We start from the raw sequence: 13,941 nt of genomic DNA, 5'->3' as shown, positions 1-13,941 counted from the left end.
ACGGTGTCAAGTTCGCCCACAAATGGGGAGCAGCATCGACACGGATACCGAAACACGAATCGACCCTCACTACACAGTTTAATCGTCGAGAGCGTCATAGGCCGATCCCATCTCAGCCGTCACGTCGGTACCCAGCCCTTCGACCTGACGCAAAGTCGGTTGCCGTCCATTCGTATGTGGACTGTAACGGGCGACCGTCTCGATCTCGTTCCCAGAGACCTCTCGGGCGAGCACAAGATCAAACTCTTCAGCGCCAAAAACCAGAAAGATTGCGGCATCGAAATCGAAGCTGCGAAAGGGACTGAATCTGCCAGAGCGCCCCGCTGACCGCTTCCCCATTGCCTTTACTTGGAGTCGACGGCCTCGAGGATCAGTGATGTCATGTGATTTCGTAGAGTTCGGCGCCAGAGAACCCCCACGAGCCCTCAACACCACCTGTTCTGCGATATCGCCCAAAGGCTTGTTGTTCGTGCGTACCAACCCGCGATTGCGCAATTCCGATACGATGGATGCCTCCAGCTGAAGCAGATCCTTCACACGCAGACTTCGAAGATCCAGCAACATGTTCCTTCCCTCTCCCCCGCACGTGATCAAGGACTGAGCGCAAACAGAGCCTCAATTGTCGTCAGACTACAACTTCCGACTCTCCCGCGCGCTGTGCCGCCTCTGCTACTAGCCTCGGCGGTCCGGTTGCCTTCACCCCGTGTACGAGGACACCGAATACACTTTGACGGCTCCCACCTCATTGCCCTTCAGCAACAGGTGCGCTGCGTACCAGCTGTACTCATCGTCCGGGTCGATCGTCTCGCCTGGTCCCTTCAGTCCGCAGATGACGTCGCCGGGCTCGATGGCATCGGAGCCGAAACCGATTCCTTCCATCAGTTCAACACCATTGCTCATGGTGTAGTCCCCGTATTCCTCATCCACGACTCCGATGAGTTCGCAGGTATCGACTTCGGTCCCGTCCTGGAGAGCCACGTTGCGGTACGTCAGCGGTGGGTTCGCAGATGCGTCCCCGATGACTGTGTCCAAGTCTCGCATGACCTCATCAGTGGCCATCGCACCGGCAGTGCCATCGTCGCCTTTCGCGGCCGCATCGACGAACTTCTGAACTGCTTCGACCTCCGGCACCCGGACAGTTTCTCCATCGGCGGTGAACAACGCATCTTGAGGGTCGTATCCGCCCTTCGACCATGCGAAGCGGAGTTCCGCTTCGCCTGTGCGCTCTGCGGCGTTGTATTCCTCGTCGCCGTAGACGGCTATATTGCTCACCGTCGCTGTCATATAGGGGCCGGTGAGGTCGATCGCGGAGACGATGCTGCGGTTGAAGTCGGCAAGCTGTTGGAAGTCCGAGTCCTCGCTCCACGGTTCGATCGAGGTGACGAGGTTCAACTTCTGGTCATAGACACCGACCGAATCCGTCACCCAGTTCCCACCCGGATAGCAGACGAAGTCGATAGCCACCATCGGCTTCGGTGTGGCCACCGACGTTGTCACGTCATTGATGGCGATCGATGACCCGTAGTCTCCTTCTGCGGTTTTGCCGTCTGCGAATGCCTGCTTCGCTCCCTCGGCCATAGTTAAGTCTGCACAGGCAGGAGGGACCTCCAGCTTCGCGTTCCGGATGTCGTCCTCCGACGGAAGCTTCGGTGCCGGCAGCGCCGAGATGCTCTCATCGAATCCCTTGTCCGCCGTAACGGATTCGTCGTCCGAGGAATCCGTGAAATCGAACGAGCTCACTGCGCCCTCATGCTGGATGCGCAGCTGACTGCCGGTGACGGCGAATCCGTCGGTCGGTGCGGACACTGCCCACAGCTGGTCACCGGTCGAGACATCGAGGCCTTTGACCCCGCCCGAGGTTCCGATGATGAGAACACCATCGACGGCTGTCCACGACGGGGTGACGCGTTTGTCACCGAGTCCGGTCACCTCGGCGGCGGAGGGATCGAGGTCCTGCGTCCACAGGACGCTGTCGGAATCGACGGCGGCAAGAGTATGACCATCGGAGACCACCCACGGTCCGGTCTCCCCCGCCTGGGGACCGGCGATCATCGAGACATGGGCCTCAGGTCCGAGATTCAGACCGTCATAGGTCTGATCGTCCGGCCCGGTCACTGCTCCTTCATCTTCGATGTCGAGAGGAACCCTCGATGATGCGGGATGGGGGTCGACATCGGCCTTGCTCTCAGCTGTCGTCATCGACCCGTCGCTGAGTGCGACCGCTCGGTCCCCGCACTGGACAGCCTCGCCGGAGACGCGGCATGCGGTGGGAGTGCCGGCCAGTTTCTCCTCGTCGTCGGAGGTGTCGTCGGAAGCGTCCGGGCCGAGCGCCTCGTCCAGCGGCGCGGTCTCGCCGGTGTCGATGTCCTGGTGCGGGATCGACACCGTCCAGGCGGGCTTTTCATCGTCACCCACTTGGGTAAGAATCGAGGTGGTTGACCCGATGAACCGCAGGATCTCTGGGGAGGTCTCACCGGCTTCGGCAGAGGCAGTCAGCGGGGCGCCGTTGAGGCGCATGTCCGCACTCAGACCGCTGAAGTCCATGACATCGGATTGGCTGGGAGTCTGAGCGTAGTCGGGTTCCGGATCGCCGAAGGGGTTGTACCCGGAGAAGAAGGCGAAGGAGCCTCCAGCGATGAGTGCCACGACCGCAACTGCGGCAATGCCGAGCAGGACGGGTTTGGATTTCGATTTCTTCGTCGCGCCCTGCTCGGACGAGGGCGGCTGTGATTCATAGGAATTCGGGTGGTCGCTCATACTCAGTGAATCTAGCAGGAAGCCCTGACGCGACTACACGAACTGTAGTGGATCACCGAAATGTTGTCAGATCGCAATTGTGGTCAACGATTGGGAGGAGCACACGTCCTCATCGACTCGATGGCACTGGGCTGCCTGACGCACCTACGAACTCACGGATCGCGGGCAGCTCGCGGCGGGCCTGGGACAGTCCCATGCGATGAGCAGCGGCGAGGCGTGAAAGGTCACGGGTGCCATTGTCGACCGGCATCCGCTCAGGAGCGAAGACGTGTGCCTTTCCCTCCGCTTCGAGAGCGAAGATCCGTTCGCGCGTCTCGTTGTACCGTGCCCACCGGGTCAACAGCGCCTCCGCCAATGCGGGATACCGACGGAAGATGCTCCGGTAGACTGCGGAGAAGCGCTGCGGCGCCTTTCGATACGAGCGCTCCTGCGTGAGCACGATGACGAACTTTTCGAAGCCCTCTATCTGTGCCTGACTCAGAGCGATTCCGCCGTCCTCGCCCATCGCCCCGTCGACGTACACATGCCCGTCTAAGTGGACCGGCGGCATCAGCCCAGGCATCGTCGAGGAGGCGCGTACACGGACCATCAGATCCTCGATCTCAGGAGTGTCTTTCCGCGACCAGACAACATCATCACCGGATACCGCATCGAACGCGACAATCCTCATGTCTGCAGGACTCGATTGAAATGACTCCCAGTCGAACGGCAGCGCCTCGTCGGGGCCGCCCGCCTGCTGGTAGATGTACTCCGCGTTGAACATGCCCTGCCCACGAGCGAAATAGCGCAGGCCGCCGAACTGTTCATCGGCGGCGAACTCGACGAATGACCGACGAGCGCGTCGCGCGTCACCGGACAAGTAGTTCACCGCATTTGAGGCCCCGGCGCTGATACCCGCGACCCAGTCGAAATCCAAGCCAGCTTCGAGCAGCGTGACGACCATCCCGCTCGTCAGCGACGCCCGCATGCCACCGCCCTCGAAGATCAGAGCTGTATCGCCGATCCGAGTCGTGTCCGCCGCTGTCGTCACCTGACTTGCACCTTTCATAATCGTCATCCTAAAGAAGGCTACCCGATGGTAATTGACCGGCACCCAAAGACGGCGGAGTCACCGCCAAGACAAGAGCATCGATGTCAGTCAGCACTGACCCCGAGATCCCGGTCGACCACATCGACCTCGGCCTCGCCGATGCCCACTTCCAGGATCAGGAGATGACCACAGTGGTGCTGCGAACCCTCAACAGAACGGCGAGTTCCAACCCGGCAGCCTTCCGCCGCGGGCTCGCTCATGAGCCGGCGACCGGAACTGCTGACTTCGTGGGCTCGAGCCGACATCATCGAAGACCGTGACACGGTGCTGGACCGTGACAAGCTGCTGGAGTGAGCGGAATTCTGGACAACCTCACTGATCAGCCGTCCTCGGCCAGCGCCTCATAGGCGGGACGGAGCACCTCGGCGAGGGGCTGCTTGCGCACCGTGACGTCGATTGGCGGCACCTGTTCGAGTACGGAGACCGCCGTCCCGAGCGGTCGTGGCGGGACGATCTGAGCAGGTTGGAAGTAGAACGCGTCGAGGAGCTCGGTCAAGGGCACCGGGGCGGAGTTCTCCGCCGTCGACCCGGTGTGCAGGTGCTCGAGAAGGTCCTCGCGTTCGCGTCCTCGCCAGGCGAGGATCCGAAACGGGTCCTCATCGAACTGTTCGGCGAGCAGATAGACCACGGCCGCGACATGCTTGCACGGCACCGCAGAGTCCGGACAGGAGCAGTCGAGAGTGAGCTCGCCCTTGATCGGGAACAAGGTCAGGCCCACATCGTCGAAGAGCTTCTCGATGTCGGCGGGCATCTGCCCTGACAGCAGTTGAGCGACGAACCAGGCGTCCTCGTTCATCCTCTCCTCGATGCTCGCCCATTCGGCCTTGCCGTAGGCGCGCAGTCCGATGCGCACGCGGTAGGGACGAGCCCGCGAGCCCTGCACAGTCGCATTCACCAGACCGGCATCGAGGTCGATATCGAGAACCTGACCTCGACGGGCATAGTTACGGCCACGGGTCAGCCGAGTGCCCATTCCCATGCCTTCGAGGACGGTGATGAACCGTGTCGACCACCAGGCCTGGGCCATCGAACCGCGTTTCGATTTCGCACGGATGCCGCCGTCGACCGTGCGCGGCTTCGAAGGCGGATAGAACCGGGACCCGAATGACTTACTCACCGACGGCATCCTTCGACAAGGTGAGAAGGTCGTGCAGACTGTCCGTCGACATCTCGGTCAACCATGACTCTCCCTCACCGACAACCATATCGGCCAACTCCTTCTTCTCCTCGAGAATTGCGTCGATCCTCTCCTCCAAGGTACCGATGCCGATGAACTTGCGCACTTGCACCCGGCGTTTCTGCCCGATTCGGAACGCTCGGTCCGTGGCTTGGTTCTCCACAGCCGGGTTCCACCAGCGGTCGAGGTGGACGACTTGGTTGGCAGCGGTGAGATTGAGCCCGGTGCCTCCGGCTTTGAGGGAGAGCACAAAGATCTTCGGACCGTCCGGTTCCTGGAAGTCTTTGACGATTTGGGTGCGACGCTGCTTCGAGGTGCTTCCGGCGAGATAGGCGACATCGGTGTCGAACTTGGCCGCAAGGTGAGGCACGAGCATCTCCCCGAAGTCGGTGAACTGGGTGAAGCACAGCACCCGATCCCCCTCCGCCAGGGTCTCGGACATGATCTCTTCGAACCTCTCGAGTTTGCCCGACCTCTGTCCGATCGCCGAACCGTCGTGGAGGAGATGGGCAGGATGGTTGCAGACCTGTTTGAGTTTCGTCATTGCCGCCAGCACCAGTCCACGTCTCTCGATACCGCTCGATTCCTCGATGCGCCCCATCATCTCGGCGACGACGGATTGGTACAGCGAGGCTTGTTCGACCGTGAGGCGGTAGTGCTGTTTGATCTCGATCTTCTCCGGCAGATCGTCGATGATCCGCGGATCAGTCTTCGTCCGTCGCAAGATATAGGGCCGAGTGATCCGACGCAGGCGGTGCGCTCGCTCCTCGTCGGCCCTCACCTCGATCGGACGGACGAATCGTTCGCGGAACTTCTCCGGGGTGCCAAGCATTCCCGGGTTGACGAAGTCCATGATCGACCACAGTTCGCTCAACCGGTTCTCCACCGGGGTGCCGGTCAGCGCGATCTTCTGTCCCCCGTTCAGACGCCGGATGGCCTTGGTGGTCTGGGAGAGGCGGTTCTTGATCACTTGTGCTTCGTCGAGGACGACGCGTACCCAGCCGATGCGTTCGAGTTCGGCGATGTCACGGGATGCGGTGGCGTAGGTGGTGATGACGAGGTCCGACTCGGCGAGAGCCGCATCAAATGCGTCCCCGCGGGGACGGGCCGACCCGTAGTAGACGAGGATGCGCAAGCTGGGGGCGAACCTGGCAACCTCGGCCTCCCAATTGCCGATCAGCGACATCGGGCACAGCAACAGAGTCGGGGCACTGGTCGCAGAATCAGGGTCAGCAACGGCGCTGGCGCGTGCGCGGGCGGTAGCCTCCAGGGCGAGCAGCTGCACGGTCTTGCCGAGACCCATGTCATCGGCGAGGACGGCGCCGATTCCCAGACGTCCGAGGAAGTCCAGCCAGCTCAATCCCCGAGCCTGATACGGGCGCAGTGTGGCCCGGAAGTCCTCAGGTGGGTCGACTGTCTCGATGGTCTGGGCCGCAGTGCCGTCGAGCAGGTCACCCAACCACCCGTCTGCCTCGACGGAGGTGACCTCCAAGGGCGTCTCGAGTTCCTCAGGATCGCCGAGGGCGAGCGTCATCACCTCGGAGATTGGCATCTGGCCCTCCTCATGGTTCTTGAGGAAGTCGAGTCCACGTCTGATTCGCTCTTGGTCGACGACAATCCACTGTCCCCGCATCTGCACCAAGGGTGCCTTGGCAAAGATGAGGGCCGCGATCTCGTCATCGCTGAGGCCGTGGTCCCCGACGGCGAGCGCCCAGTCGAAGCTGGCCAGCCCGTCCCTGCCGATCTTCGCTTCCTGTGGGTCGCCGTCTGTCGGTGTGGCATGGAGCTTGAGACCGACCTTGGGCGTCGTGCCCCACCAGGACGGCAGCTGCACCTCGACCCCCGCCTCGGCGAGTCCGGTCGCTGCAGTATTGAGGAAGTCGAAGGCCGCCGAGGTGGAGAGCTCAAGTTCCGTCGGTTCGGCCCTGCGCAGCCCCGCCTCGAGATCCGGGTATACCCGTTGAGCGCGAGCGAGTTCGGCCAGCAGCACCTCGCGGGGTTTGTCGAGCCACCTCGCCAGACTCCCATCGTCATCCCAGACTCGAAAGGCGTCGATGACGAGGCTCTGGTCGCTGCGTGAGCGCAGGAGGAAGTCGAGGTGCCAGCGAACTTCGGCAGCGTCCGATTCGGTGAGGGCGCCTCCTTCAGGTTCAGGATCACGCAGGCGCAGGACCAACTGTGCCGGACCAGGTGACTCCGCTCCTTCGCGTACCCACGGGTCGAGTTCACGGATGAGTTCTTCCGCCGCGGCGGGGGCGATGTCGACACGTGCATCATCACCGGTCAGTGACTCGAACCACGTCTCGGCGGCGGGCAGAGTGGAGGGACGACGGCCCCGCCGAGGTGCCAGTAGGTTTGCGGGCAGGCGCCGGCGCACGAGGGCGTCGACGACGCCGTCCAAGAGTCCCAGGGTCAACTCGGCCTGCGGTGTCTCCGGTGCGGCGGCGCGAAAGGACGGCGGCATGGTCTGGACCAGACCGTGGTTCGTCACGGCGTCGGCACCGGTGGCGAACACCCGCCACCGGGCCTGCACCTCGGTGGTGGTGGTGTCATTGTCGTCTTCGTCGTCTCGGCCGACGATGACACAGGTGGGGAGCACGCGGGAACGATCCACGAGCATCTCGCCATGTCGGCGAAGTTCAGCAACATAATGAACGGAGGCGGCCGGTCGCACGTCGACCTCCGACTGATCCCCCAGGATCGAGTCGAGAACAGAGGACAGTTCGGAAGCGGGAATCCGCATCACGGGCACAGACCACGGCAGCAGAGACGGAGCCGAAGAGGACCGGCGCCGAGGCTGGATGCGCACCATCTCGGGTGGATCCAAGGGCGAGCGCTGCAGGGATGGAAGCAGGAGAGTCTGGGGCGTTCTGCGAGCCCCCTCTGAGCGCCCGAGAATGTCGGCGAGTGAGTCGGTGGGGACGGCGAAGGGGTGGTCGCGGACTTGGCGCACTGCTGCGCTGGGGCTCGAGACCGGGAGGGCGGAGTCCTCGGCCCACATGCCGATGTCGATTCCGTACTGGGCATCGGGCAGTGCACAAGCATGCAGAACGTACACTCTGACTCCTTCACACCTGGCTCACCGGTCGACGCATCTACGATACAGTCTGCCGAGCTCTCATCATGGACTTTGTCAGTGCCGGTGAGGGGCAGGTTACGATCGATGCTGCCACTTGTCGGCTCGCGTCACCTCAACAGTTCGAGATGGTCGGCGTCGAGAGCGATCCCGCTAGGCTGATGGACATGGCAATCGGTCGTGGCTTCAACGCTCTCTGGAGCACGAGCGCGCTATCGAACCTCGCCGACGGCCTCGCGTTCGTCTCAATGCCGCTGCTTGCAGCCTCGATGACGGATGATCCTCGCCTTGTAGCCGGATTGGCCACTCTCTATGCCGTGATCCGACTCGTGGCTGCTTTGCCGATCGGCGTCTGGGTCGACCGGTTTGATCGACGAACATTGATCGTCGCGGCCAACATTCTGCGAGGAGGTGCGCTGGCCGGATTCGCGCTGACCATCCAGTTCGGGGTCTCCTCCCTCATCGTGCTGTACTCGGCTATGGCCGTAGTCGCGGCTTTAGAAAGCGTTGCAGACAGCGCTGCAATAGCGATCCTGCCGTCGCTTGTCGGGACCCAACGACTGGAATCTGCGAACGGACGTATTGCAGCGACGCAGTTGATCGCCGATGAATTCGCTGGCCCTCCCCTGGGTGGATTCCTGTTCGCACTTGCGGCCTCAGTCCCCGCCTTTGCAATGGGCGGGCTCTGGGCGCTTGCGGGAGTCATCGCTCTTGCTCTGCCGACCCGGAGTCCGTCGACACTGTCCGCTGACGCACATTCCTCCCGACGGTCAGTCTTTGCTGAGGCTGTCGATGGCATTGCCTGGTTGCGACGCCACCATGTCGTCGGCGGCCTGGCCGTCATCGGAGCACTCGCAAGCATCGGCTACATGTTGCCGTTCTCGATCCTCGTTCTCTTCGCCCGGGAACGTCTCGGGCTGAACGGCACCGGTTACGGCCTGCTGCTCGCGTTCTCCGCCCTCGGAGGTCTCCTCGGTTCAATGCTTGCATCGCGCCTCCGCGCGCGTCTTGGGTCCAGATGGACGATTGTTGCCAGCCTCATCCTGGGAGCAGTTGCCCTCGGCGGCCTTGCGCTCACTCAGAATCCAATCGTCGCGGGCTTGCTGTTGGCGCTCTATATCCTGCACGCCGTCGTTTGGAACATCTGTTCGCTGTCGTTGCGGCAGCGACTCGTTCCAGACGACCTCCTCGGACGAGTCGGTGGGGCCACGCGAGTGCTCGGACTCTCTGGCCTGGCCGTCGGATCCGCGCTCGGTGGCATTCTGGCCGATTTCGACCTGAGGATTCCGATTGCTGCGGGAGGAGTGCTTTTCCTCGCGTGCTGCTTCGTTGCGGTGATCATGCTTCGAGGAGAGCTGGATTTGGGCATTCGACCAACAAGTGCACCGCGCGAATCTGGGGACTGATGCAAGAAGTGTCGCTTGCCGGGGTTGAATGTAGCAGTCGAATCTCTTAACTCTGCACTATTCAGACTGCTACACTTGGAATACAGTTTGGAGGCACACCATGACCGCACACGCATATGGGGCTCCGCAGAACCGTCAACTGCAGGCCCAGAACCTCGAATGGTCGCAGATCAACGTGGAGGGACTGAGCCCAGCCGAAGTTGAAAATGCCCTCGAGCTGTACCGGACCATCGTCCAGGAACAACTCGATGAGCGCTCCTCCCTGTCCAAACGTTTGGCCCATTCGTACCTGACAAGGACCATTCAGCTCATTCCCGAAGCCACCCAGAGGCAAGCGCAGCGCAGCGTGGCATTCCGGGCTCGGTTGCTTGAAGAGGAGGGCGTGGAGACTTACGAATCCCTGGCAACCTTGCGCGGATCTTCGCAGAGCACCGTTCGCACCTGGGTGGCACGGCAACGGGAGCAACTCCACATGTTCACCATCGACGTGGAGGGCAAGACGTTCATCCCAAAAGTCCAGCTGACCCATCGCGGGACGCTCAATGACAACGTCACCGCCCTGATTGCACCGCTGCTCAAAGTCGGCATAGGCAGCTGGGGACTATGGTCTTGGCTCACCGCACCCACTGGTCTGCTCAGTGATGAGATCCCAGCAAAGGTTGCGGAGACGAGCCCGAAGCGGGCAGTGAATGCTGCCGAGCTCTATGCAGAGGATTTGAGGGATGCGAAAGATCGGACCGCATGAGCCCGATCATTCTGCCGCCAGAGCGTCTCAGGTGCCCCGATCCCGCGAAGTGCCCCGTCGCTGTTGACGAACTCTGTGATGCTGTCGCGGCCGGCGCATTGCCATTGACGGTGTTGAAAGCCGATAGCGAGTGGTTCAGGGTGTTCAATACTGTGGACGGATACGCCACACCCAACCCGGGCAAAGGGAACTCTCGGTTCTCACCATTCAACGAAGCGGGGACCCAGGCACGCGTCCCCAGCATGTACCTCGCCGACACACTCGAGGCGGCCCTGCTCGAAACCAGTTTCCATGACGTCCCGATCCTGCCCCCGAGAGAAGTGAACGTCTCCACCCTCCTCGGCATGGCACACGCTCAAGTCAAACTTCCAACTGATCTCTCCGTCGTGGATTTGCGGGACCGGAGCCTGAAAGCCATGGGAATCGGCCGGGCTGGCCTCGCCTCGAGCCCGCGGGAGCACTACCCCTGTACGCGGCGAGTGGCCAAACGCATCCACACCTCAGGGCAGAACATTGCCGGTATTCTCTGGCACTCCCGGCAAACGGAGATCAATCAGCTCCCAGCAGCGGAAGTGCTTGTGCTCTTCGCCGATCGAGTGCCGACTGACCGCGGAGACTGGCAGCTCGTGCCCAACTTCTCGTCCATGGGGGCACTCCTAGAAGGGTCTGGGTGGTTGCTTGTCGATCGGCTGGCGGACTCACTGGGCGTGACTCTCGTTGACGAGCTCACCTGAGGCGCGCAGTGTCGAGAAGCTGGGACGGCAGGTCTTTGACGGCCTTTCCAATTTCGATCGGACGGACTCCTATCGCGTCGCAGAGCATGCCGTCTTGAGGATCGCGGCTCATAATGAGACCTCATCTCGAGACGCAGTCACAGCAGCTTCCTTCTTCAGCCCCTCGCGAGGAATCATGTCGACTGCGCAGCCGAGGATCTCCTCGGCTCGGCTCCTCATCCGCATGAGCTTGAAGAGACCGACAGAATCATCCAGATCTACAAGCAGATCGATGTCGCTGTCCGGTCGGTCGTCTCCGCGAGCAACACTGCCGAACACGGACATGTTCGTGGCGCTAAGTCGTGCAAGCGCTTTAATCAGCTCGCGAGAGTGAGAGCGAACAAGGCGAAGTGTCTCCGGTTCCGGTATAGCGGCAAGGCTGTACCCTGCCATATTGAGAAGAAGATTCAGCGCTGCCACCGACGGTTCTCGATTGCCACGCTCGTAAGCACTGATGAAACTTTGAGAGAAACCGGCGCGCCGAGAAAGCACACTTTGAGTCAGCACTGCGTCCTTCCGCGCTTGACGGAGAATGGCGCCTGTAGTGCTTATATGCTCATATTATCGCGCATCCGCTGTATTTGAACGATTTAGGGTGGCCGCGGCATTCGCGCCCTTACCCCAACCTGTCCCAGGCCATCCGTTGCCTCAGCGCCGGTGCCAGCACCAAAGCAGCGATAACACTGCCGACCAGCAGCACCCACGCCCCGAAATACGTGAACAGCTTGAGCTCCGGTGCCAGCTGCGGACCGAAGTTCGCGGCCATGAGGATCACGCCGCCGAGGATGAGTGCCGTGGACACGATCACCTGGATGAACTGTTCGACCGTGGATTTGAGCAGGTTCTTGATCATCGAAATGTTCAAACCACTTGTGCCGACGTCGAGGGTACCGTCCTGCAGATGGCCGGCAATCCGTGAGAGCTGACCAGGCAGCTCCGCGATCTGTGGACCCACTGCGGCCGCGTAGAGGGCTGCCTCGTGCCGGTCGACGCCCAGTCCCCCGACCTCACGCAGCAGGCTGCGCCCATTCTGCGTGACCAGGGCCAGCAGGTTCAATTCGGGATTGAGCCTTGTGATCGACCCTTCCAAAGTGCTGATGGCTCGGAAAGCGGTCGCCACCGACACCGGCATCGGGAACCCGAAGTCCACGACGAAGTCGATGAGCTCCCCGAACAGAGCCGCCGAGGTTGACCCGGGCTGACCGTCACCGTATTTGAGCAGAATCTGTCCGATCTCACGCTGCAGCTCCCGGAGATTGACGTCACTGGGAGTGCCGAGGAGGTCGAGGATTGCGGCAGTCGCGGCCTGGGAGTTCTGGGAGTCGAAGGCCATGAGCAGCAGAGCGATGGCGCGACGGTCTCGTTTGTCGATGCGGCCGACGGCGCCGAAGTCGACGAGGCCTGCTCGGCCTGCTGGTGAGATGACGATGTTGCCCGCGTGCAAATCTGCGTGAAAGATGCCTTTGCCCAGCACCTGCCGAACAACCATGAGGAAGAGGTCCTGGGCGATCTCATTGCGGGCCAGTTCGGAGAGGCTGTCGATGACCTCGGTGGCGTGCGAGAGAGGAACGCCTTCAATGAGATCCATGACGAGGACGTACTCACCGGAGTACTCCTTGTACACCCGCGGGATGCGCACCATGGAGTCTGTCCCTGAGGTGGATCGACCAGTCTCGTCGGCAGTGCGAAGTGCTTCGATGTGCGCCAGCTCCCCGCGGTAGTCGAGTTCTCCCTGCAGGGAATCGACGAAGCTGCGGGCCAGCTTCCCGATGCCGACCCTACTCGCCCAATCGGTGGACCGTTCAAGGCGCTCGGCGAGGGTGAGGACGATATCGCAATCGGCTCGAACCTGTTTGCGGATCTTCGGTCGTTGCACCTTCACTGCGACGACCCGACCGTCCCAGGTGACGGCACGGTGGACCTGCGCAACCGAAGCTGCGGCGAAGGGGACCTCGTCGAACTCTTCGAACACCTCGGCGACGGGCCTGCCCCACTGGGCTTCGAGCTGGTCCTTGACCTCTCTGAACGGCACCGGCGGCACTCCGGCCTGCAGGGTAGAGAACTCCTCGACGAATTCGTGCGGGATCATGTCACCGCGGGTGGCGATGAACTGTCCGAGCTTGATGAAGGTGACACCGGCCGCTGCGAGCGCATCTCGGGTCGTCGATGCGATCTCTCGCAGGGAGACCCGCAGGGTGGGGATTCGCGGTTTGAGGTAGCGGGAGAGACCGAACTGGATGAGGATCTTCTGGATCTGGGCCAGGCGGCTGAACCGGCGGTACCACGTGGGAATCTTCGGCGCTGAGCGCAGCAATGACGTCAAAGACCCGGTGGGCATGACGAGTTCGATGGCGAGTAGGACGAACATCTGGATGACGATGAACCATGCGAAGAGGAGGAGGAAGATCATGATCGCCGGGAAGCTCATGTCCAGCGTCGGATAATTGCCTCCTTCAGCGACCCCCAGCAGCCGGTAGGCCTGCAGGGTGATCGGCCAGATGGAGAGACCAATGGCCAGGGAGACGATGATGTTGCGGGCGGCCCCCGTGCCGGTGAACATCATGCGCCGCACGAGGAACCCGACGATGAGCGCGTTGATGAGGCCCAAACCGATTGAATAGAGGATCGTCACCCGTCAAGCCCTTCTGTCGTTCGATCAGATGCGCGCGGATTTCACACTGCGGTGTCCGCTGCGCGCCTCCACCAGCCTAGTTGATCCGGAGGGCATGGAGTTTGAGAGTTCGCAGTACATCGGGGAGCCAGAGAACTGGCCCCGAGTCCTACGTCAAGGCCGGTCAGTTGGCGCTCCAACGCTGCGGCAGCGCGACTCTAGATGTACTGGCTGGGGAGGTTAGTTAACCACCGAATCCGGCGCATGCTATGCCACTGGCACCTTCGCAGCGTTCACAGACACAAA

At 61.9% G+C, this 13,941-nt stretch carries 11 protein-coding genes; 4 read left to right on the top strand and 7 right to left on the bottom strand.

Annotated elements, in window-relative coordinates; all coding sequences use genetic code 11:
* Positions 1 to 78 precede the first annotated feature (78 nt).
* The 3 genes from ACQE2J_RS08205 to ACQE2J_RS08195 form a co-directional block, all read right to left on the bottom strand.
* Positions 79 to 564 carry a hypothetical protein gene (locus ACQE2J_RS08205; protein ID WP_426937426.1) on the bottom strand — a complete coding sequence of 162 codons (486 nt, stop codon included), beginning with the start codon at positions 562 to 564 and terminating at the stop codon, positions 79 to 81.
* Between the two features lie 132 nt (positions 565 to 696).
* Positions 697 to 2,757 carry a hypothetical protein gene (locus ACQE2J_RS08200; RefSeq protein ID WP_426937425.1) on the bottom strand — a complete coding sequence of 687 codons (2,061 nt, stop codon included), beginning with the start codon at positions 2,755 to 2,757 and terminating at the stop codon, positions 697 to 699.
* Between the two features lie 109 nt (positions 2,758 to 2,866).
* The gene (locus ACQE2J_RS08195; RefSeq protein WP_009884114.1) at positions 2,867 to 3,805 is read right to left on the bottom strand and encodes a patatin-like phospholipase family protein; all 939 of its coding nucleotides are present in this window, start codon (positions 3,803 to 3,805) and stop codon (positions 2,867 to 2,869) included.
* 83 nt (positions 3,806 to 3,888) lie between these two features.
* Between ACQE2J_RS08195 and ACQE2J_RS08190 the strand changes: the two genes are divergently transcribed.
* Positions 3,889 to 4,107, top strand: a complete 219-nt coding sequence (locus ACQE2J_RS08190; RefSeq protein WP_009884115.1) for a hypothetical protein — start codon at positions 3,889 to 3,891, stop codon at positions 4,105 to 4,107.
* A gap of 59 nt (positions 4,108 to 4,166) precedes the next feature.
* On the opposite strand, the gene ACQE2J_RS08185 is transcribed toward ACQE2J_RS08190, so the two are convergent.
* Positions 4,167 to 4,973 carry an SWIM zinc finger family protein gene (locus ACQE2J_RS08185; protein ID WP_035279148.1) on the bottom strand — a complete coding sequence of 269 codons (807 nt, stop codon included), beginning with the start codon at positions 4,971 to 4,973 and terminating at the stop codon, positions 4,167 to 4,169.
* Positions 4,957 to 8,082, bottom strand: a complete 3,126-nt coding sequence (locus tag ACQE2J_RS08180) for a DEAD/DEAH box helicase (protein WP_426937424.1) — start codon at positions 8,080 to 8,082, stop codon at positions 4,957 to 4,959. Before ACQE2J_RS08180 ends, ACQE2J_RS08185 begins: the two co-directional genes overlap by 17 nt.
* A gap of 65 nt (positions 8,083 to 8,147) precedes the next feature.
* Between ACQE2J_RS08180 and ACQE2J_RS08175 the strand changes: the two genes are divergently transcribed.
* From ACQE2J_RS08175 to ACQE2J_RS08165, 3 genes are all read left to right on the top strand, one after another.
* Complete coding sequence (locus ACQE2J_RS08175; RefSeq protein WP_009884118.1) at positions 8,148 to 9,506, top strand: MFS transporter; 1,359 nt, start codon at positions 8,148 to 8,150, stop codon at positions 9,504 to 9,506.
* Between the two features lie 100 nt (positions 9,507 to 9,606).
* Complete coding sequence (locus tag ACQE2J_RS08170; RefSeq protein ID WP_009884119.1) at positions 9,607 to 10,251, top strand: hypothetical protein; 645 nt, start codon at positions 9,607 to 9,609, stop codon at positions 10,249 to 10,251.
* Complete coding sequence (locus ACQE2J_RS08165; RefSeq protein WP_009884120.1) at positions 10,248 to 10,985, top strand: RES family NAD+ phosphorylase; 738 nt, start codon at positions 10,248 to 10,250, stop codon at positions 10,983 to 10,985. Before ACQE2J_RS08170 ends, ACQE2J_RS08165 begins: the two co-directional genes overlap by 4 nt.
* A gap of 108 nt (positions 10,986 to 11,093) precedes the next feature.
* Here ACQE2J_RS08165 and ACQE2J_RS08160 read toward each other — a convergent pair whose 3' ends face one another.
* The gene (locus ACQE2J_RS08160; RefSeq protein WP_257944362.1) at positions 11,094 to 11,558 is read right to left on the bottom strand and encodes an XRE family transcriptional regulator; all 465 of its coding nucleotides are present in this window, start codon (positions 11,556 to 11,558) and stop codon (positions 11,094 to 11,096) included.
* 82 nt (positions 11,559 to 11,640) lie between these two features.
* A complete protein-coding gene (locus ACQE2J_RS08155) occupies positions 11,641 to 13,656 on the bottom strand; it encodes an ABC1 kinase family protein (protein WP_096168587.1) in 2,016 nt (671 codons plus the stop codon).
* Positions 13,657 to 13,941 lie beyond the last annotated feature (285 nt).

Source organism: Brevibacterium sp. LE-L (assembly GCF_050214925.1).
Taxonomy (GTDB): domain Bacteria; phylum Actinomycetota; class Actinomycetes; order Actinomycetales; family Brevibacteriaceae; genus Brevibacterium.
This window is presented reverse-complemented; position numbering and strand designations above follow the sequence as displayed.

What these genes read in the sequence shown, in the direction of transcription:
- ACQE2J_RS08205 (WP_426937426.1), bottom strand. Translation starts at nt 564, where the DNA reads ATGTTGCTGGATCTTCGAAGTCTGCGTGTGAAGGATCTGCTTCAGCTG.
- ACQE2J_RS08200 (WP_426937425.1), bottom strand. Translation starts at nt 2,757, where the DNA reads ATGAGCGACCACCCGAATTCCTATGAATCACAGCCGCCCTCGTCCGAG.
- ACQE2J_RS08195 (WP_009884114.1), bottom strand. Translation starts at nt 3,805, where the DNA reads ATGAAAGGTGCAAGTCAGGTGACGACAGCGGCGGACACGACTCGGATC.
- ACQE2J_RS08190 (WP_009884115.1), top strand. Translation starts at nt 3,889, where the DNA reads ATGTCAGTCAGCACTGACCCCGAGATCCCGGTCGACCACATCGACCTC.
- ACQE2J_RS08185 (WP_035279148.1), bottom strand. Translation starts at nt 4,973, where the DNA reads ATGCCGTCGGTGAGTAAGTCATTCGGGTCCCGGTTCTATCCGCCTTCG.
- ACQE2J_RS08175 (WP_009884118.1), top strand. Translation starts at nt 8,148, where the DNA reads ATGGACTTTGTCAGTGCCGGTGAGGGGCAGGTTACGATCGATGCTGCC.
- ACQE2J_RS08170 (WP_009884119.1), top strand. Translation starts at nt 9,607, where the DNA reads ATGACCGCACACGCATATGGGGCTCCGCAGAACCGTCAACTGCAGGCC.
- ACQE2J_RS08165 (WP_009884120.1), top strand. Translation starts at nt 10,248, where the DNA reads ATGAGCCCGATCATTCTGCCGCCAGAGCGTCTCAGGTGCCCCGATCCC.